Annotated in this window: 17 protein-coding genes; 11 read left to right on the plus strand and 6 right to left on the minus strand. The window is 59.0% G+C overall.

The window, feature by feature from the left end; translation table 11 throughout:
• Window positions 1-2: 2 nt before the first annotated feature.
• From galT to modE, 4 genes are all read right to left on the minus strand, one after another.
• Window positions 3-1,049 carry a galactose-1-phosphate uridylyltransferase gene (galT, locus tag FHC51_RS12120; RefSeq protein WP_220435629.1) on the minus strand — a complete coding sequence of 349 codons (1,047 nt, stop codon included), beginning with the start codon at window positions 1,047-1,049 and terminating at the stop codon, window positions 3-5.
• Between the two features lie 9 nt (window positions 1,050-1,058).
• The gene (gene galE / locus FHC51_RS12125) at window positions 1,059-2,075 is read right to left on the minus strand and encodes a UDP-glucose 4-epimerase GalE (RefSeq protein ID WP_220435630.1); all 1,017 of its coding nucleotides are present in this window, start codon (window positions 2,073-2,075) and stop codon (window positions 1,059-1,061) included.
• Between the two features lie 206 nt (window positions 2,076-2,281).
• On the minus strand, window positions 2,282-3,751 hold the full coding sequence (modF, locus tag FHC51_RS12130) for a molybdate ABC transporter ATP-binding protein ModF (protein ID WP_220435631.1): 1,470 nt from the start codon (window positions 3,749-3,751) through the stop codon (window positions 2,282-2,284).
• Between the two features lie 68 nt (window positions 3,752-3,819).
• Window positions 3,820-4,608: a molybdenum-dependent transcriptional regulator gene (gene modE / locus FHC51_RS12135; RefSeq protein WP_114315590.1), complete on the minus strand. Its 789-nt coding sequence runs from the start codon at window positions 4,606-4,608 to the stop codon at window positions 3,820-3,822.
• 128 nt (window positions 4,609-4,736) lie between these two features.
• On the opposite strand from modE, the gene FHC51_RS12140 reads away from it, so the two are divergent.
• The 4 genes from FHC51_RS12140 (at window position 4,737) to modC (ending at window position 7,589) form a co-directional block, all read left to right on the plus strand.
• The gene (locus FHC51_RS12140) at window positions 4,737-4,886 is read left to right on the plus strand and encodes an AcrZ family multidrug efflux pump-associated protein (protein WP_103178743.1); all 150 of its coding nucleotides are present in this window, start codon (window positions 4,737-4,739) and stop codon (window positions 4,884-4,886) included.
• Window positions 4,887-5,065: 179 nt separating this feature from the next.
• On the plus strand, window positions 5,066-5,842 hold the full coding sequence (gene modA / locus FHC51_RS12145) for a molybdate ABC transporter substrate-binding protein (protein WP_220435632.1): 777 nt from the start codon (window positions 5,066-5,068) through the stop codon (window positions 5,840-5,842).
• Entirely contained in the window at window positions 5,839-6,528 is a 690-nt protein-coding gene (modB, locus tag FHC51_RS12150; protein ID WP_114315587.1) for a molybdate ABC transporter permease subunit, read from the plus strand. Before modA ends, modB begins: the two co-directional genes overlap by 4 nt.
• A gap of 2 nt (window positions 6,529-6,530) precedes the next feature.
• Window positions 6,531-7,589, plus strand: a complete 1,059-nt coding sequence (gene modC / locus FHC51_RS12155) for a molybdenum ABC transporter ATP-binding protein ModC (RefSeq protein ID WP_103823539.1) — start codon at window positions 6,531-6,533, stop codon at window positions 7,587-7,589.
• Here modC and FHC51_RS12160 read toward each other — a convergent pair whose 3' ends face one another.
• Window positions 7,590-8,408 (minus strand): pyridoxal phosphatase, encoded by an 819-nt coding sequence (locus FHC51_RS12160; protein WP_220435633.1) that lies wholly within the window; start codon window positions 8,406-8,408, stop codon window positions 7,590-7,592.
• A gap of 153 nt (window positions 8,409-8,561) precedes the next feature.
• Here FHC51_RS12160 and pgl point away from each other — a divergent pair, with 153 nt between their 5' ends.
• Window positions 8,562-9,557 (plus strand): 6-phosphogluconolactonase, encoded by a 996-nt coding sequence (pgl, locus tag FHC51_RS12165; RefSeq protein WP_220435634.1) that lies wholly within the window; start codon window positions 8,562-8,564, stop codon window positions 9,555-9,557.
• A gap of 432 nt (window positions 9,558-9,989) precedes the next feature.
• Complete coding sequence (gene tisB, locus FHC51_RS12170; protein ID WP_103178749.1) at window positions 9,990-10,079, plus strand: type I toxin-antitoxin system toxin TisB; 90 nt, start codon at window positions 9,990-9,992, stop codon at window positions 10,077-10,079.
• 52 nt (window positions 10,080-10,131) lie between these two features.
• On the opposite strand, the gene FHC51_RS12175 is transcribed toward tisB, so the two are convergent.
• Window positions 10,132-11,415 carry a putative acyl-CoA thioester hydrolase gene (locus FHC51_RS12175; RefSeq protein WP_220435635.1) on the minus strand — a complete coding sequence of 428 codons (1,284 nt, stop codon included), beginning with the start codon at window positions 11,413-11,415 and terminating at the stop codon, window positions 10,132-10,134.
• 223 nt (window positions 11,416-11,638) lie between these two features.
• Between FHC51_RS12175 and hutI the strand changes: the two genes are divergently transcribed.
• The 5 genes from hutI (at window position 11,639) to hutH (ending at window position 17,907) form a co-directional block, all read left to right on the plus strand.
• Window positions 11,639-12,862: an imidazolonepropionase gene (hutI, locus tag FHC51_RS12180; protein WP_220436686.1), complete on the plus strand. Its 1,224-nt coding sequence runs from the start codon at window positions 11,639-11,641 to the stop codon at window positions 12,860-12,862.
• Window positions 12,859-13,797, plus strand: coding sequence for a formimidoylglutamase (hutG, locus tag FHC51_RS12185; RefSeq protein ID WP_220435636.1), 939 nt, complete (start codon window positions 12,859-12,861; stop codon window positions 13,795-13,797). The genes hutI and hutG overlap by 4 nt, the downstream gene beginning before the upstream one ends.
• Window positions 13,798-13,841: 44 nt before the next feature.
• The gene (locus FHC51_RS12190; RefSeq protein WP_103178753.1) at window positions 13,842-14,576 is read left to right on the plus strand and encodes a histidine utilization repressor; all 735 of its coding nucleotides are present in this window, start codon (window positions 13,842-13,844) and stop codon (window positions 14,574-14,576) included.
• Window positions 14,577-14,701: 125 nt separating this feature from the next.
• A complete protein-coding gene (gene hutU, locus FHC51_RS12195; RefSeq protein WP_220435637.1) occupies window positions 14,702-16,387 on the plus strand; it encodes a urocanate hydratase in 1,686 nt (561 codons plus the stop codon).
• A complete protein-coding gene (hutH, locus tag FHC51_RS12200) occupies window positions 16,387-17,907 on the plus strand; it encodes a histidine ammonia-lyase (protein WP_220435638.1) in 1,521 nt (506 codons plus the stop codon). Before hutU ends, hutH begins: the two co-directional genes overlap by 1 nt.
• Window positions 17,908-17,926 lie beyond the last annotated feature (19 nt).

Raw genomic sequence — 17,926 nt, forward strand, 5'->3', positions numbered from 1 at the left:
TGTTATTCTCCGGATTCGCGAAAATGGACATCACTCACTGCACGCAGACGCTCTGCGGCCTGCTCCGCCGTCAGGTCACGCTGGGTTTCTGCCAGCATCTCGTAGCCCACCATAAACTTACGTACGGTGGCGGAGCGCAGCAGCGGCGGATAGAAGTGGGCGTGCAGCTGCCAGTGTTGATTCTCTTCGCCGTTAAACGGTGCGCCGTGCCAGCCCATGGAATAGGGGAAGGAGCACTGGAACAGATTGTCATAGCGGCTGGTCAGTTTTTTCAGCGCCAGCGCCAGATCGCTGCGCTGGACGTCGCTCAGATCGGTTAACCGCAGAACGTGGGCTTTCGGCAGCAGCAGGGTCTCGAATGGCCATGCCGCCCAGTATGGCACCACCGCTAACCAGTGTTCGGTTTCCACGACGGTGCGGCTGCCATCAGCCAGCTCGCGCTGAACATAGTCCAGCAGCATGGGCGACTGTTGCTCAGCGTAATAGGCTTTTTGCAACCGATCTTCCCGCTCCACTTCGTTAGGCATGAAGCTATTGGCCCACACCTGGCCGTGGGGATGCGGGTTGGAGCAGCCCATCGCCGCGCCTTTGTTCTCGAAGACCTGAACCCAGGGATAGGTCTGTCCCAGTTCGGCGGTCTGCTCCTGCCAGGTTTTCACCACTTCGGTCAGCGCCTCTACGCTCAGCTCCGGCAGGGTTTTGCTATGATCCGGCGAGAAGCAGATCACCCGGCTGGTGCCGCGCGCGCTTTCGCAGCGCAGGAGCGGATCGTCACTCTGCGGGGCGTCCGGCGTATCGGTCATCAGGGCGGCAAAGTCGTTGGTAAAGACGAAGGTGCCTTTATAGTCCGGGTTGATATCGCCGGTGACGCGGGTATTCCCCGGACAGAGGAAACAGTCCGGATCGTGCTGGGGCAGCCTCTCGCTGGACGGGGTCTCCTGCGCGCCCTGCCAGGGGCGTTTGGCGCGATGCGGAGAGACCAGGATCCACTGCCCGGTTAATGGATTAAAACGACGATGCGGGTGATCGACGGGGTTAAATTGGGTCATGACAGGTCCTTAGTCCGGATAGCCCTGGGGGTGGCGAGACTGCCAGCGCCAGGTATCCTGTGCCATTTCGTCAAGCGTGCGGGAGACACGCCAGTTAAGCTCTTTATCCGCCTTCGATGCATCGGCCCAGTAGGCGGGCAGATCGCCGTCGCGACGCGGGGCAAAGTGATAGCTCACCGGTTTGCCGCAGGCGGCGCTGAAGGCATTCACCACATCCAGCACGCTGCTGCCGACGCCTGCGCCGAGGTTGTAAATGTGAACGCCCGGTTTATCAGCCAGCTGCTGCATGGCAGCCACGTGCCCGTCGGCGAGATCCATCACGTGAATGTAGTCGCGAACGCCGGTGCCGTCCGGGGTAGGGTAGTCGTTGCCGAATACTGCCAGCGAATCACGACGGCCTACCGCGACCTGGGCAATGTACGGCATCAGGTTATTAGGAATACCCTGCGGATCTTCGCCCATATCTCCTGACGGATGCGCACCCACCGGGTTGAAATAGCGCAGCAGGGCGATACTCCAATCCGGCTGTGCTTTTTGCAGGTCGGTCAGGATCTGTTCCACCATCAGCTTGCTCTTGCCGTACGGGCTTTGCGGCGTACCGGTCGGGAAGCTTTCAACATAAGGGATTTGCGGCTGGTCGCCGTAGACGGTGGCGGAAGAACTGAAGATCAGGTTTTTGACGCCCGCCGCGCGCATGGCAGAGACCAGACGCAGCGTGCCGTTGACGTTGTTGTCGTAATATTCCAGCGGCTTCGCCACGGACTCGCCCACTGCTTTCAGGCCAGCAAAGTGGATCACCGTATCAATGGCGTGATCGTGCAGGATCTCAGTCATCAGCGCTTCGTTACGAATATCGCCTTCGACAAAAGCAGGCTGCTTACCGGCCAGGCGCTCCATAACCGGCAGCACGCTGCGTTTACTGTTGCACAGGTTATCAAGGATGATGACGTCATGGCCATTTTGCAGCAGTTGCACACAGGTATGACTTCCTATGTAACCGCTACCACCTGTTACCAGAACTCGCATATTTCGCTCCATTAGGCTTATGGTATGAGATAATCCTAGCATAACAGAGAGCAGGAAAGTGTGACATGGGATAAAATAGTGGAATCGTTTACACTGCACAAAACGCAGCTGCTCTCCGGCTAAAAAAGGATTGTAGATCAAAGCGCTCGGGGTGGGATGTTGCAGGTTGTCCGAAAAAGAGCGGGGGCATAGCCCCCGTCAGGATGTCAGATGCGGCCAACCTGGTAGCGATAGCCGTCGCCGTCGGCGACAAATTCCAGGCGGTGGGTGATACAGGCGGGCGCGTCTTCGGCATGGTGAGAAACAAACAGCAGCTGCGTTTCACCTTCGCTAATCAGGACATCCACAAAACGGCGAATGAGCTGGCGGTTGAGGGGATCCAGCCCCTGCAGCGGCTCGTCGAGGATCAGCAGCGTCGGGTGTTTCACCAGCGCGCGCACGATCAACGCCAGTCGCTGCTGGCCCCAGGAGAGGCTGCTGAAGGGGGCATCTGCAACCCGGTTGTCCATCCCCAGAATATCCAGCCACTGCTGCGCCAGCTTGTGCTGCCGGTCCGACACCGCCTGATAAATCCCGATGGAGTCGAAATAACCGGACAGGATGACGTTGCGTACCGTGGTGCTGACGCGGTAATCGAGGTGCAGGCTGCTGCTGACGTAGCCGATATGTTTTTTAATATCCCAGATGGTTTCGCCGCTGCCGCGACGGCGGCCAAAGAGGGTGAGATCGTTGCTGTAGCCCTGCGGGTGATCCCCGGTAATGAGGCTCAGCAGGGTCGATTTACCGGCGCCATTAGGGCCGACAATCTGCCAGTGCTCGCCGGGATTTACCGTCCAGCTTAACTGATTGAGGATCGGACGATCGTTATAGGAGACCATGCCGTTATTCAGCACAATCCGCGCCTCGCCCTCCGGCAAACCGTGACGCGCAGACGGCGCATCCGGTTCGGGCAGGGTAACCCCGTTCAGTTTTTCGCTGTGCGCAAGCTGGGCAATCAGGGCCTGGTTAAGCAGGGTCGCTTTATCCCCCACCGCCGTCAGGGTGCAGTCGGCCAGCACCCCCGCGTTTTGCACAAAATCGGGGATCTCGTCAAAACGGTTCAGGACCAGCACCAGGGTATAGCCCTGCTGATTAAGCGAGGCCAGCAGATCCGCCAGCTGGCTGCGGGATTGCACGTCGAGGCCGTCAAAAGGTTCATCCAGGATCAGCAGGTCGGGGTCGGCCATCAGAGCCTGGCACAGCAATGTTTTGCGGGTTTCGCCGGTAGAGAGGTATTTAAAACGTCGGTCCAGCAGGTGAGCGATGCCGAACTGTTCCGCCAGCTGGCGGCAGCGGGCCACATCTTTGATCTCGTCCTGAATGATTTCGGCAGCCGTTCGGCCAGTATCGTCCTCATCGGGGCTGAGCATATCGGTGTTGTTACGCTGCCACTCGTCGCTGACCAGTTTCTGCAGTTGCTCGAAGGAGAGGCGGGTCACGCGGGTGAAACTGCTCTGGCGTTCGCCCTTCAACAGCGTCAGCTCGCCAGCCAGGGCGCGGGCGAGGGCAGATTTGCCGCTGCCGTTACTGCCCACAAAAGCCCAGCTTTCACCACCATTCAACGTAAAATCAGCGAGGGTGAGCGTACGCGTGTCGCTAAGACGAAACGTGCCTTGCGAAATTTGCAATGATGACATGATTTATCCCATTTTCTGCAGCAATAAGCCTCAGGGATAACCTACTGTTGGCACACATGTCAATGCGCTTAGCACAACGTGGCGATAATCACCCGGTCGGCATTAAAATATGCGGTCGCCTCAGCACCTTCTTCTAAATCCTGGCTCTGGGCCGCAGGTACGGTGGCGCAGAGCGTCTGGCCGTCGGGCAGGGTCATCAGCACTTCACACTGCTCGTCGCCACGGTCGATATGGTTGATAACTCCCTGTAGCTGGTTATCCGCCTGTTTTGCCGCCTCACTCTCCAGCGTGATGTTGACCCAGGGCGCTTTCAACAGCACCAGCACCTCTTTGCCCTCATCCAGACCCAGCCGCTTGCCGCTCTGGGCCGTAATGGCGACTTTCAGGCGGGTGGTGCCGTCGGCGAGCAAAATATCGACATGCTGCTGCACCTGGTCATCATCGCGGGCGGTGACGGTGCCAAACCACTGGTTACGGGCGCTGGTTTGCAAAGAGAAACGCGAGATGGCGCCGAGCAGGCTGTCCAGCGGCAGGGCGTCATCATCGCTTAAGACATCGAAGGCCTTTTGCTGAATCTGCGCCAGCAGGTCATAGAGCTGGATCAGCCGCTGCCCGTAGCGCGTCAGGATGGCACCGCCGCCGCCTTTGCCGCCGGTGGCGCGATCGACCAGGGTCTGTTCGCTCAGCGTGTTCATCTCGTTGATGGCATCCCACGCGCTTTTATAGCTAATGCCGGCGTTTTTTGCCCCCTGGCTGATGGAGCCGGTTTGCTCAATTTGCTTGAGCAGGGCAATGCGGCGGGGATCGGCGAACAGTTTTTGCGAAAGACGTAGGGTGAGGAGAATTTCGGCCTGCATAACAATGTCCTGGCAAAAGGAGTATTGTGACGTAATTCGTTACCGGCGCAAACTGTACCGCACAAAAGGGGATGTAATTCTCGCTTTTCCGGTTAGAATAAGGCAATTCACATTGTCTGGAGAAAGCCATGTTAGAGTTGCTGAAAAGTCTGGTATTCGCCGTGATCATGGTACCAGTGGTGATGGCTATCATCCTCGGTGCCATCTACGGCCTGGGTGAGGTGTTCAACATCTTTTCCAATGTCGGCCACAGAAAACAGCCGAAAAAACAGCATTAATTTCCTTTAAAAACGCCCGGTTCCGCCGGGCGTTTTGCTCTCAAGTTTCCCCCTTCCTCGCCGATACTATTTTCAGTACAAAATTGATCTACTCCCCGATCGGTACGATTTAACGCTGGGCAAACCTGACGGTTATCGTTATATTTCGATTTATATAACGATCTCTGCAGGAGCTTTAAATGAAACGTACATGGTCAGGATTTGTTACCGGCGTGACGCTGACACTCACGCTGGCCGGCCAGGCGCTGGCAGACGAAGGCAAGATCACCGTCTTTGCCGCTGCATCACTGACGAACGCAATGCAGGATATTGCCGCGGTGTATAAAAAAGAGAAAAACGTCGACGTGGTGTCGTCATTTGCTTCTTCGTCCACCCTGGCGCGACAGATTGAAGCAGGCGCGCCTGCCGATCTCTTTATCTCGGCCGATCAAAAGTGGATGGATTACGCCGTCGATAAAAAAGCGGTTGATGCAGCGAGCCGTGTCACCCTGCTCGGCAACAGCCTGGTTGTGGTGGCGCCTAAAGCCAGCACTCAGGGCGAGGTGAGTATCAACAAGGAGACAAACTGGACCAGCCTGCTGAAAGGGGGGCGTCTGGCGGTGGGCGATCCGGAACACGTTCCGGCAGGCATTTACGCCAAAGAGGCGCTGCAAAAACTGGGTGCCTGGGAGACGCTGGCACCTGAACTGGCACCGGCAGAAGATGTGCGCGGCGCGCTGGCGCTGGTGGCGCGCAATGAAGCGCCGCTTGGGATCGTCTACGGTTCCGATGCGGTTGCTGAAAAAGGGGTGAAAGTGGTGGGTACGTTCCCTGAAGACTCGCATAAGAAAGTGGAATATCCTGTGGCCATCATTGATGGACATAAAAACGCAACCGTCAGCGCCTTTTACGATTATCTGAAGGGGCCGCAGGCGTCTGCCATCTTTAAACGTTACGGATTTACGACGCACGAATGATATTGACCGATCCCGAATGGCAGGCCGTGCTGCTGAGCCTGAAAGTCTCTTCCCTCGCGGTTGCATTGAGTTTGCCCTTTGGGGTCTTTTTCGCCTGGTTACTGGTTCGCTGTCAGTTTCCGGGCAAAGCGCTCCTCGACAGTATTTTGCACCTGCCTCTGGTGCTGCCGCCAGTGGTGGTGGGGTATCTGCTGCTGATTGCCATGGGGCGGCGCGGTTTTATCGGCGAACGCCTGTATGAGTGGTTTGGCATTAGCTTTGCCTTCAGCTGGCGCGGTGCCGTGCTGGCGGCGGCGGTGATGTCATTCCCGCTGATGGTACGGGCGATCCGCCTGGCGCTTGAAGGAGTCGATCTTAAACTTGAACAGGCGGCCCGTACCCTCGGTGCCGGGCGCTGGCGCGTCTTTTTCACCATTACGCTTCCCCTGACGCTGCCGGGCATTATTGTCGGCACGGTGCTGGCGTTTGCCCGCTCGCTGGGGGAGTTTGGCGCCACCATCACTTTTGTTTCCAACATTCCGGGCGAAACACGCACCATCCCGTCGGCCATGTATACCCTGATCCAGACCCCGGGTGGCGAGGGGGCTGCGGCACGGTTGTGCCTGATCTCCATTGTGCTGGCGCTGGTGTCGCTGCTGGTGTCGGAGTGGCTGGCGCGCATCAGCCGTGAACGGATGGGGAAATAATCATGCTGGAACTCAATTTTACCCAGACGCTGGGCGATCACTGCCTGACTCTCAACGAAACCCTGCCTGCCAGCGGCATTACCGCCATTTTTGGCGTCTCCGGCGCGGGCAAAACGTCGCTAATCAACGCGATAAGCGGGCTAACGCGACCTCAGACGGGGCGGATCGTACTCAACGATCGGGTGCTGAACGATGTCGAAAAGCGTATTTTTCTCGCGCCAGAAAAGCGCCGGATTGGTTATGTCTTCCAGGACGCCAGGCTGTTTCCCCATTACAAAGTGCTGGGCAACCTGCGTTACGGCATGGCGAAAAGCATGGCCGGGCAGTTCGATAAGCTGGTGGCTTTGCTGGGCATTGAGCACCTGCTTGACCGGCTGCCGTCGTCGCTTTCGGGCGGGGAAAAGCAACGCGTGGCGATAGGCCGGGCGCTGCTCACCGCCCCGGAACTGCTGCTGCTGGACGAACCCCTGGCCTCCCTCGATATCCCGCGCAAGCGCGAGCTGCTGCCTTATCTGCAGCGCCTGGCCCGCGAAATCAACATCCCAATGCTCTATGTGAGTCATTCGCTGGATGAGATCCTGCATCTGGCCGATAAGGTGCTGGTGCTGGAAAATGGCAGCGTGAAAGCGTTCGGTAATCTGGAAGAGGTGTGGGGGAGCAGCGTAATGCATCCCTGGCTGCCGCAGGAGCAGCAGAGCAGTATTCTGAAGGTGAGCGTGCTGGAACACCATCCGCACTATGCCATGACCGCCCTGGCTATCGGGGATCAGCATGTCTGGGTCAACAAGCTGGATAAACCGCTGCAAACCAACCTGCGCATTCGCATTCAGGCGTCCGATGTCTCGCTGGTACTCCAGCCGCCGCTACAGAGCAGCATCCGTAATATTCTGCGCGCCAAAGTCGCCCAGTGTTACGACGACAACGGCCAGGTGGAGGTGCAGCTGGAGATTGGCAGCCGCACGCTCTGGGCCCGCATCAGCCCGTGGGCCAGGGATGAACTGGGGATCAAACCTGGCCTCTGGCTTTACGCGCAGATCAAGAGCGTCTCCATCACCACCTGATCACAGCAGACGGGTATAGATAAATTCGGCGATGCTGTTGGTGGTGTTATCGCCGATCACCACGTTCGCGCGCGCTTTGACGGCATCGTCCGCATTCCCCATCGCCACCCCGGTGCCAGCCGCTTCCAGCATGCTGATGTCATTGTAGTTATCGCCAAAGGCAATGACGTCTTTCATAGAGCCGCCGATGGATTCCACATACTCCGTCAGGCGTTTCCCCTTGCTGTTGCCTTTACGGGCGATATCCACCTGATCGTGCCATGACCATTCGCACTCCAGCCCCAGCGTCTGCTCGACCTGTGAGGCAAAGTCGTTAAGTTTGCCTGTGTCCTCACCGGTCAGGGCAAATTTCCAGATCGCGTTGACCTCACGTGCGGCCTGGGCGAGGGACGGCACCTGCGTGAACACCGGGCGCTGCGCTTCCGGCAGCGCCTGCGCCCAGTTGCTGGTGCGAATCACGTGGCCGGTAGGACGCTCGTACAGCATCGCGTCGTCAACATACATCAGGCCGTGAATGGCATGTTCATCAAGCAGATCGATCAGCTGCAGCGCCTGCGGAACCGGTAAAGGATCGGCTTGCAGAACCTTTTTTGCTTGATAATCATACAAATAGGTTCCATTACAACAAATTGCAGGTGTATCTAACGCCAGTGCCTGATAAAAAGGATGAATAGCAACGTGATGCCGACCCGTAACGATGAGGAGTTGATATCCTACCTCCTGGGCACGCTTCAGTGCTTCAAGCGAAGAGGGGAGCAGGGTTTTTTGCGGCGTTAACAGCGTACCGTCTAAATCCAGTGCAATCACACGCGAGGTCATTTGATATTCCGGGTTAATGTTGAAAGGAGGGGATGCGCAGATGGTACACCGAGCAACTAACGCTGCAAAATTCCTGGTTAAAATTCAGCATTCACCGTTAAAAACGACTATCCTGGTACATTACTTTTACGCGCAGTGAGGAAAGGAGCATTCATGAAACAAACCGTTTATACCGCCAGTCCTGAAAGCCAGCAGATCCATGTCTGGCGTCTGAATCCCGAAGGTTCGCTCACCCTGGTTCAGGTTGTCGATGTTCCCGGCCAGGTTCAGCCGATGGTAATCAGCCCGGATAAACGTTTCCTGTATGTGGGTGTTCGCCCGGAGTTCCGCGTGCTCGCGTACCGTATCTCGCCTGAAGATGGCGCTCTGACATACACGGCCGAAGCCGCGCTGCCGGGCAGCCCGACGCATATCTCCACCGATCTGCAGGGACGCTTCATTTTTAGCGGCTCCTACAATGCCGGCTGCGTCAGCGTAACCCGTCTGGATGACGGTATTCCTGGTGAAACCGTTGAGGTGGTTGAAGGGCTGGAAGGGTGCCACTCGGCGAACATCTCCCCGGATAACCGCACCCTGTGGGTACCGGCGCTGAAGCAGGATCGTATCTGCCTGTTTACGCTGGGCGATGACGGCAAGCTGACCGCGCAGAACCCGGCGGAAGTGACTACCGTTGAAGGGGCCGGTCCGCGTCATATGGCCTTCCATCCGAATCAGCAGTACGCCTATGTGGTGAATGAGCTGAACTGCTCGGTAGACGTCTGGGCCCTGCGCGATCCGCACGGTAAGATTGAGTGTGTGCAAACCCTGGACATGATGCCGTCTGATTTCACCGATACCCGTTGGGGGGCAGATATCCATATCACGCCTGATGGCCGTCACCTCTATACCTGCGACCGTACCTCCAGCCTGATCACCGTGTTCAGTGTTTCGGAAGATGGTAGCGTGCTGGCTATCGAAGGCTTCCAGCCAACCGAAACGCAGCCGCGCGGCTTTAACGTCGATCACAGCGGTAAATTCCTGATTGCGGCGGGGCAAAAATCGCACCATATCGCGCTGTATGAGATTCAGGGCGAGCAGGGGCTGCTGGAAGAGAAGGGACGTTATGCCGTCGGCCAGGGGCCAATGTGGGTGGTGGTGAACGCGCACTAAAACGGATGAAACAAAAAAACCTCGCGAATGCGAGGTTTTTTTATGCCCGGTGGTAGCCGGGCGAGCACATCGGAAATACCAACCACGCTATATTAATCCCGACCTTGCCCTATGTAAAATCAAGTCACACCGGCAAGAGAGAGTGGTGCGACATAATTATTTTTATATTATTGAAATTAAATAACATTCCGTTAAACCTAAACGAATTCCTAAACGACATAAAACTGTTTTTATATCCAGTTGTCAGCGACTACAATGTTGCCGTTGGGCCGATATGGGCAGTTCCGCAACTCAGGTTTCTTTCAAGTCCTGGCTGGCGGGTGGTGCCGTCAGTGCCTTAACTGTGGAGCATATCGGAAATACCAACGCCCACTGGCGACAGGCAGCGGAAAGGTAAGTCAGTGGAAGTGCTCCTGACCCAAGGAGTGGCGTATGAGCATGATGGGATGGATAATTCTGTTCCTGCAACTCATGGTTGCAGTTCTGCAACTGCTGGATGCGTATCTTAAAACCGGTGCCTGATGCATTCAGCCGCAGCAAAAAGGGGGAGTTGCTCCCCCTTTTTGCTAAACGTTTACTGCTTCGGCTCTGCGATCACTTTACTTCCCACGCCGCGGTTGTTGTATTCCCACATGCGGTTGAAGTTAGCGTCGTTGAGGTTACGCTGCACGTTGCCTTTCTCATCTACTGCACCGGTGTTACCCGCATACGGACGCTGAGAGATGGCGGCGTTGCCCCACGGTTTAGCCATATTAAAGCCTTCGTTGATCACGCTGTCGCGGATCACCACCTGACCGTTAGTGGCGGAATCGACATCCAGGGAGCGGCCAAGCTGCGCCACGCCGTCGCCCATCGCGGTAAAGCGGCTGTTCACTGCCAGGAAGCCGTAGAACAGATTGGACTGCGTCGCAGGGGCGAAGACGTAGCCTTCCTGCTGGGTACGGGTGTTCATGACGCGGAAATCGGTGTTATCAAACACCACGGCACCGCGACCCGAAACCATATCCACATCCCCTTCAATGTAGCTGTTGGTCACCAGCGTACGGGTGATGCGGTTGTTTTTCAGGGTGTTGTCAACGCCGCTGTTAGTGACGAAGAAGGTGTTCTGGCGACCCAGAATGTTCACCTTGTCGATTTGGACCCGATCGCCATCGCTGCGCAGGGCCACCGCCTGGTGGTTACCGGCATCCACGCTGTCACCCAGATTGTTTTCAATGGTCAGGTTCTGCAGTTGCAGGCCGTTGTTCTGCGACCAGAAGACCGCGGAACACATCAGGCCAACGGTGGCGCTGTGCTTGCTCTGGCAACGGTCGAACATATACCAGGCCGGTTTGCCCGGCATGTATTTACCACCCGGGTTAACCAGACGACGCCAGGTTGCAGTGTCGATCTCGGAGTCGATCGCCAGACCAATTTTGACATCAATTGGTTTTTCACCCGTACCGTAGAGCGTCACGCTCCCCGGCGCAGCAGGCACATAGACGGTACCTTCGTATTCGCCCGGTAAAATGGCGATGTACTGACGGGAGCTGCTGTGCTTAGCGATGGCAGCATCGACTGCCGCCTGGATAGAGGTGTGCGTCACGCCCTGGGTTCCCGCCGGGCCAACCACAAAGTTCGGCTGCTCAGGCAGGCGGATGGCATAAGGACTCCACGGCGCCGCGTTCGGATCCATGGCCGTAAAGTAGCGAGCCTGCTGGAAGTTTTTCGCTTCGTCAGCGGAAAGGATCGGACGGGAAGCCGTGCCCGGCGCAGCCTGCTCTGATGGCAGTTGATCCGGCGGGGTAGAGCTGCACGCCGATAACGTCACGCCAAATGCGAGTGCCAGCGCCAGACGAGAAATCCTGGAAATGTTCAAGGGAAGCTCCTGCAAAACATATCAATAGGGGGACAACTGAAATAGCCTGCTTTTTTATACTAAGTTGAGCGAAACGGGAAGAATAAAAGGCAAAAAGTTGCTTTTTCTTCCCGTGGTTAGCGGGGAAGTTGTCACAAATAAATAACAATCTCGGTAAAGGCGATTGACAGGGCGACAGGAATGAAAATAAATGTCTATACAACCCATGACAAGCGGAAGCCCGATGCTGCAACTTCATCCTGATGATCTGATCTGGCGTAACCTGCGCCTCGCGACGCTGGATCCCGACCACAACACTCCCTATGGCCTGCTGGAAAACCGGGCATTGATTGTGCGCGGTGAGACCATCCTGGCCATCGTGCCGGAATCTGACCTGCCGGAGGAGCTGCCCAATACCATTGATTTACAGGGGCGGCTGGTGACGCCGGGCCTGATCGACTGCCATACGCATCTGGTGTTTGGCGGCGACCGCGCCGCCGAGTGGGAGCAGCGACTCAACGGGGTCTCTTATCAGACCATCAGCGCCCAGGGCGGCGGGATTAACGCCACGGTCACTGCCACCCGGGAGAGCACGCCTGAGCAGCTCGAACAGCTTGCGCAGCAGCGCTTGCAGCGCTTAATGCGCGAGGGTGTCACCACCCTTGAGATAAAGTCGGGTTACGGCCTGGATGACGAATCCGAAGAGAAGATGCTGCGCGTGGCCCGGCGTCTTGCGCAGACCAACCCGGTGGAGATCAGCCCGACGCTGCTGGCGGCGCACGCCGTGCCGAAGGCGTATCGCCACGATCCGGATGCCTACATCGACCATGTTTGTCAGCACATGTTACCTGCGCTGTGGGAAAAAGGGCTCTTCGAAGCTGTGGATGTGTTCTGCGAAAATGTCGGGTTTACGCCCGAACAGAGCGAGCGAGTGTTCAAGGCGGCGCAGACGCTGGGCATCCCCATTAAAGGCCACGTTGAGCAGCTCTCCAGTCTCGGCGGTACTGCGCTGGTCAGCCGCTATCGCGGGCTCTCCGCCGATCATATTGAATATCTCGACGAGGCTGGTGTCGACGCGATGGCGCAGAGTGGCACCGTGGCGGTCTTACTCCCCGGCGCATTTTACTTTTTACAGGAGCGACAGCGCCCGCCGGTTGCGCTGTTACGCCAGCGAGGGATACCGATGGCGGTCGCCACCGACTACAACCCGGGCACCAGTCCGTTCGCCAGCCTGCACCTGGCGATGAACATGGCCTGCGTCCAGTTTGGCTTAACCCCGGAAGAGGCGTGGGCAGGTGTCACCCGGCATGCCGCGAAGGCGCTGGGCCGCGGTGAGACCCACGGCCAGTTGAAGGCGGGGTTTGTCGCCGATCTGGCCATCTGGGATGCGAAAAACCCGGTGGAGATGGTCTATGAGCCGGGTCGTAACCCGCTTTATCGGCGCGTATTCAGAGGAAAAACAGTATGAGCCTGTGGCAGCCGGTTTCACCGGACGTCTGGCAAGGACGTGACGACAGCAGCGAGGCCAGCAACGCGCTGCGCCTGTTCCAGACCGTACAACTTAGCGATACGCCAACGCCGACCGGTGACGGTATCGCCCTGATTGGCTTCGCCTGCGACGAAGGGGTCAGACGCAATCAGGGACGCCCCGGCGCCGCACAGGCGCCGGATGTGTTACGCCGGGCGCTGGCGAACATGGCGAGCCACCAGGGGCATGATCGGCTGATGGATATGGGTAACATTGGCGTAGAGGGCAATGCGCTGGAGGCGGCCCAGCAGGCGCTGAGCGAGACGGTCACCGCCTGCCAGCAGACGGGCATGCGCACTTTAGTTTTTGGCGGCGGACACGAAACCGCCTGGGCCCATGGTCGCGGCGTGCTGGATGCCTTTCCCGGCGAGCGGGTGGCGATCGTCAACCTCGATGCCCATCTCGATCTACGAAACGCCAGTCAGGCGACATCCGGCACGCCGTTCCGCCAGCTGGCCCGGTACTGCGCCGCGCAGCAGCGTGAGTTTCACTATGCCTGTCTGGGCGTCAGCCGGGCGGCCAATACCCAGGCGCTGTGGGATGAGGCTGCGCGCCTGAACGTTACGCTGGTGGAGGATCTCGAGTTCCGGCAGCAGGCGCTGAACGCGCTCACAACGCTTCTTGAACAGGCAGACCGTGTCTACCTGACTATCGATCTCGACGTGATGCCTGCCGGGGAGATGCCCGCCGTGTCGGCCCCCGCCGCGCTGGGGGTTCCCGCCCGGGATCTGCTCCCGGTCATCGAGCGGATCTGTCGCAGCGGCAAACTGCAGGCGGCCGATCTGGTGGAACTGAGCCCCGGCTTCGATCGCGACGGTCAGGGGGCGAAGCTCGCCGCACGGCTGGCGTGGCAAATCGCTCACTGGTGGGCATAAAGCTTGTATATACTCGATTTTTTATGACGGCTTAAGGAATTGCTATGTTCTCTCGCGCCCCGCAGCAGCAGGCCAGTGCGCCAGCCCCTTTCTATGAAAAGGTCAAGCAGGCGATCAGCCATCAGATCGCCACCGGCGTCTGGCGTCCCCACGATCGTATCCCGTCCGAGGCGGAGCTGGTGGCCCAGTTCGGCTTTAGCCGGATGACCATCAACCGCGCGCTGCGGGAGCTGACCGATGAGGGGCTGCTGGTGCGTCTGCAAGGGGTCGGCACCTTTGTCGCCGAGCCAAAAGGGCAGTCGGCACTGTTTGAGATCCGCAGCATTGCCGATGAGATCGCCTCCCGCAACCATCAGCACCGGTGTGAAGTGCAGTTCCTCGAAGAGACGCAGGCCAGCGCTGCCCAGGCGGTGGCATTGAACGTCAAAGAGGGATCGCGCATCTTTCACTCCCTGATGTTGCACTATGAAAACGACGTGCCGGTGCAGATAGAGGATCGCTGCGTCAATGCCGCGCTGGTGCCGGACTACCTCCAGCAGGACTACACCACCACCACGCCCCATGCTTATCTGTCGCGGGTTGCGCCGCTGACGGAAGGGGAGCATATCGTCGAGGCGGTGCGGGCCACGCCGAAGGAGTGCGAGCTGCTGCGCATCAAAGAGCACGATCCCTGTCTGCTGATCCACCGCCGCACCTGGTCAGCCTCCCACATCGTCTCCCATGCCCGGCTGCTGTTCCCCGGCAACCGCTACCGGCTGCAGGGCCATTTCATGTCATAAGCGAAAAGCGTGATTGCTGACGCAATATGACAAAAATGTATCGTAATTGTTAAAACCGGTCTTGTGTGCACTTGTCTATACAAGTATATCTTACTGTATATTCTGTCCCCAATGAGGAGCACACAATGTCGTCAGGTAAGTTTCGCCAGCAAGAGATCCGCGCCCCACGTGGCACCCGGCTGACTGCCAAAAGCTGGCTCACCGAAGCCCCGCTGCGCATGTTAATGAATAACCTCGATCCCGACGTGGCGGAGAATCCTCACGAGCTGGTGGTCTATGGCGGGATTGGCCGCGCCGCGCGCAACTGGGCGTGCTATGACGCCATTGTCGCCGCGCTTACCGAACTGGAAAGCGACGAAACCCTGCTGGTGCAGTCCGGCAAACCGGTCGGGGTGTTCAAAACCCACAAAAACGCCCCTCGGGTGCTGATCGCCAACTCCAACCTGGTGCCGCACTGGGCCACCTGGGAACACTTCAACGAGCTGGATGCGAAAGGGCTGGCGATGTATGGCCAGATGACCGCCGGCAGCTGGATCTACATTGGCAGCCAGGGCATCGTCCAGGGCACTTACGAGACCTTTGTCGAAGCGGGCCGTCAGCACTATAACGGCTCCCTGAAAGGCCGCTGGGTGCTCACCGCGGGCTTAGGCGGCATGGGCGGCGCACAGCCGCTGGCGGCAACGCTGGCGGGGGCTTGCTCCCTGAATATTGAGTGCCAACAGAGCCGCATCGATTTCCGTCTGCGAACTCGCTACGTTGATGAGCAGGCCGAAACGCTTGACGACGCCCTGGCGCGCATCCAGAAATATACCGCCGAGGGACGGGCCGTCTCCATTGCCCTGTGCGGCAACGTCGCCGACATCGTACCGGAACTGGTGGCGCGCGGCGTGCGCCCGGACCTGGTCACCGACCAGACCAGCGCCCACGATCCGCTGCACGGCTACCTGCCAAAAGGCTGGAGCTGGGAAGAGTACCAGCAGAAAGCGCAGCAGGATCCAGAAAGCACCGTACTGGCGGCGAAGCGTTCCATGGCTGACCACGTTAACGCGATGCTGGCCTTCAGCCAGCAGGGCGTACCGACCTTCGACTACGGCAATAACATCCGCCAGATGGCAAAAGAGATGGGCGTGACCAACGCCTTCGACTTCCCGGGCTTTGTCCCGGCCTATATCCGTCCGCTGTTCTGCCGCGGGATTGGCCCGTTCCGCTGGGTAGCCCTCTCCGGCGATCCGGAAGACATCTACAAAACCGACGCCAAAGTGAAAGAGATTGTCGCCGATGATGAGCACCTCCATCACTGGCTGGACATGGCCCGCGAGCGCATCAACTTCCAGGGGCTGCCGGCGCGGATCTGCTGGGTTGGGCTGGAGTGGCGCCAGAAGCTGGGCCTGGCCTTCAACGAAATGGTGCGCAGCGGTGAAGTCTCCGCGCCCATCGTCATTGGTCGCGATCACCTCGACTCCGGCTCGGTAGCCAGCCCGAACCGCGAAACTGAAGCGATGCAGGACGGCTCCGACGCGGTCTCAGACTGGCCGCTACTGAACGCGCTGCTCAACACCGCCAGCGGCGCCACCTGGGTTTCGCTGCACCACGGCGGCGGGGTGGGCATGGGCTTCTCCCAGCATGCCGGGATGGTGATCGTCTGCGACGGCACCGATGAAGCCGCGGCCCGTATTGCCCGCGTCCTGCACAACGATCCGGCGACAGGCGTTATGCGCCATGCCGATGCCGGGTATGACATTGCCATTGACTGCGCGAAAGAGCAGGGGCTCAACCTGCCGATGATCGCGGCCACACAAGGAAAGCACTAATGAACGCCTTAACCCTGACGCCCGGCTCCCTGACCCTGGCCCAGCTGCGCCAGATCTGGCAGCAGCCGCACCAGTTGACGCTCGATGAGGCGGCCCATAAGGCGATTAACGACAGCGTCGCCTGCGTGGAAGCCATTGTCGCCGAAGGGCGCACCGCCTACGGCATCAACACCGGGTTTGGCCTGCTGGCGCAGACGCGCATCGCCACCCACGATCTGGAAAATCTGCAACGTTCGCTGGTGCTGTCCCACGCGGCGGGCGTGGGCGACCCGCTGGATGATGACATGGTGCGCCTGATGATGGTGCTGAAGATCAACAGCCTGGCGCGCGGTTTCTCCGGCATCCGCCTGAGCGTGATTGAAGCGCTGATTGCCATGGTCAATGCGGGCGTCTACCCGTGGATCCCGGCCAAAGGCTCGGTGGGGGCATCTGGCGATCTGGCGCCGCTGGCGCACATGTCTCTGACCCTGCTCGGCGAAGGCAAAGCCCGCTACCGTGGCGAATGGCTCCCGGCCGCCACCGCCCTGCAAAAAGCGGGGCTGGCCCCGGTGACGCTGGCGGCAAAAGAGGGGCTGGCCCTGCTGAACGGCACCCAGGCCTCCACCGCCTTTGCCCTGCGCGGCCTGTTTGAAGCCGAAGATCTCTTTGCCTCGGCGGTGGTCTGCGGGGCGCTGACCACCGAAGCGGTGCTCGGCTCCCGTCGTCCATTTGATGCCCGTATCCACGAGGTGCGCGGCCAGCGCGGGCAGATCGACGCCGCAGCGCTGTTCCGCTACGTTCTGACCGACACCAGCGCCATTGCCGAGTCGCATCACAACTGCGACAAGGTGCAGGATCCCTACTCCCTGCGCTGTCAGCCGCAGGTGATGGGCGCCTGCCTGACGCAGATGCGCCAGGTGGCAGAGGTCCTGCTGGTGGAATCTAATGCCGTCTCCGATAACCCGCTGGTCTTCGCGGCGGAAAGTGAGGTGGTCTCCGGCGGCAACTTCCACGCCGAACCGGTGGCGATGGCGGCGGATAATCTGGCCCTGGCGATTGCCGAGATCGGTGCGCTCTCTGAACGCCGTATTGCGCTGATGATGGATAAACATATGTCCCAGCTGCCGCCGTTCCTGGTACGCAACGGCGGGGTGAACTCCGGCTTTATGATTGCTCAGGTCACCGCCGCGGCGCTGGCGAGCGAGAACAAAGCGCTGTCGCACCCACACAGCGTGGACAGCCTGCCCACCTCTGCCAACCAGGAAGACCATGTCTCAATGGCTCCGGCGGCAGGTCGTCGTTTGTGGGAGATGGCGGGCAATACCCGTGGCGTGCTGGCGGTCGAGTGGCTGGCGGCAGCGCAGGGCTGCGATTTGCGTGATGGCCTCACCTCCAGCCCGCTGCTGGAGCAGGCGCGTCATATCCTGCGGGAGCAGGTGGCGCACTATGATGATGACCGCTTCTTCGCCCCGGATATTGATGCGGCGATGGAACTGCTGAAGAAAGGGAGTCTGGCGGGGATGTTACCGGCCTTCCTGTAAAACACGCCCGGTGGCGCTA

It is taken from the genome of Leclercia sp. EC_58 (assembly GCF_019584355.1).
Taxonomy (GTDB): domain Bacteria; phylum Pseudomonadota; class Gammaproteobacteria; order Enterobacterales; family Enterobacteriaceae; genus Enterobacter.

What these genes read in the sequence shown, in the direction of transcription:
- galT (WP_220435629.1), bottom strand. Translation starts at nt 1,049, where the DNA reads ATGACCCAATTTAACCCCGTCGATCACCCGCATCGTCGTTTTAATCCA.
- galE (WP_220435630.1), bottom strand. Translation starts at nt 2,075, where the DNA reads ATGCGAGTTCTGGTAACAGGTGGTAGCGGTTACATAGGAAGTCATACC.
- modF (WP_220435631.1), bottom strand. Translation starts at nt 3,751, where the DNA reads ATGTCATCATTGCAAATTTCGCAAGGCACGTTTCGTCTTAGCGACACG.
- modE (WP_114315590.1), bottom strand. Translation starts at nt 4,608, where the DNA reads ATGCAGGCCGAAATTCTCCTCACCCTACGTCTTTCGCAAAAACTGTTC.
- FHC51_RS12140 (WP_103178743.1), top strand. Translation starts at nt 4,737, where the DNA reads ATGTTAGAGTTGCTGAAAAGTCTGGTATTCGCCGTGATCATGGTACCA.
- modA (WP_220435632.1), top strand. Translation starts at nt 5,066, where the DNA reads ATGAAACGTACATGGTCAGGATTTGTTACCGGCGTGACGCTGACACTC.
- modB (WP_114315587.1), top strand. Translation starts at nt 5,839, where the DNA reads ATGATATTGACCGATCCCGAATGGCAGGCCGTGCTGCTGAGCCTGAAA.
- modC (WP_103823539.1), top strand. Translation starts at nt 6,531, where the DNA reads ATGCTGGAACTCAATTTTACCCAGACGCTGGGCGATCACTGCCTGACT.
- FHC51_RS12160 (WP_220435633.1), bottom strand. Translation starts at nt 8,408, where the DNA reads ATGACCTCGCGTGTGATTGCACTGGATTTAGACGGTACGCTGTTAACG.
- pgl (WP_220435634.1), top strand. Translation starts at nt 8,562, where the DNA reads ATGAAACAAACCGTTTATACCGCCAGTCCTGAAAGCCAGCAGATCCAT.
- tisB (WP_103178749.1), top strand. Translation starts at nt 9,990, where the DNA reads ATGAGCATGATGGGATGGATAATTCTGTTCCTGCAACTCATGGTTGCA.
- hutI (WP_220436686.1), top strand. Translation starts at nt 11,639, where the DNA reads ATGCTGCAACTTCATCCTGATGATCTGATCTGGCGTAACCTGCGCCTC.
- hutG (WP_220435636.1), top strand. Translation starts at nt 12,859, where the DNA reads ATGAGCCTGTGGCAGCCGGTTTCACCGGACGTCTGGCAAGGACGTGAC.
- FHC51_RS12190 (WP_103178753.1), top strand. Translation starts at nt 13,842, where the DNA reads ATGTTCTCTCGCGCCCCGCAGCAGCAGGCCAGTGCGCCAGCCCCTTTC.
- hutU (WP_220435637.1), top strand. Translation starts at nt 14,702, where the DNA reads ATGTCGTCAGGTAAGTTTCGCCAGCAAGAGATCCGCGCCCCACGTGGC.
- hutH (WP_220435638.1), top strand. Translation starts at nt 16,387, where the DNA reads ATGAACGCCTTAACCCTGACGCCCGGCTCCCTGACCCTGGCCCAGCTG.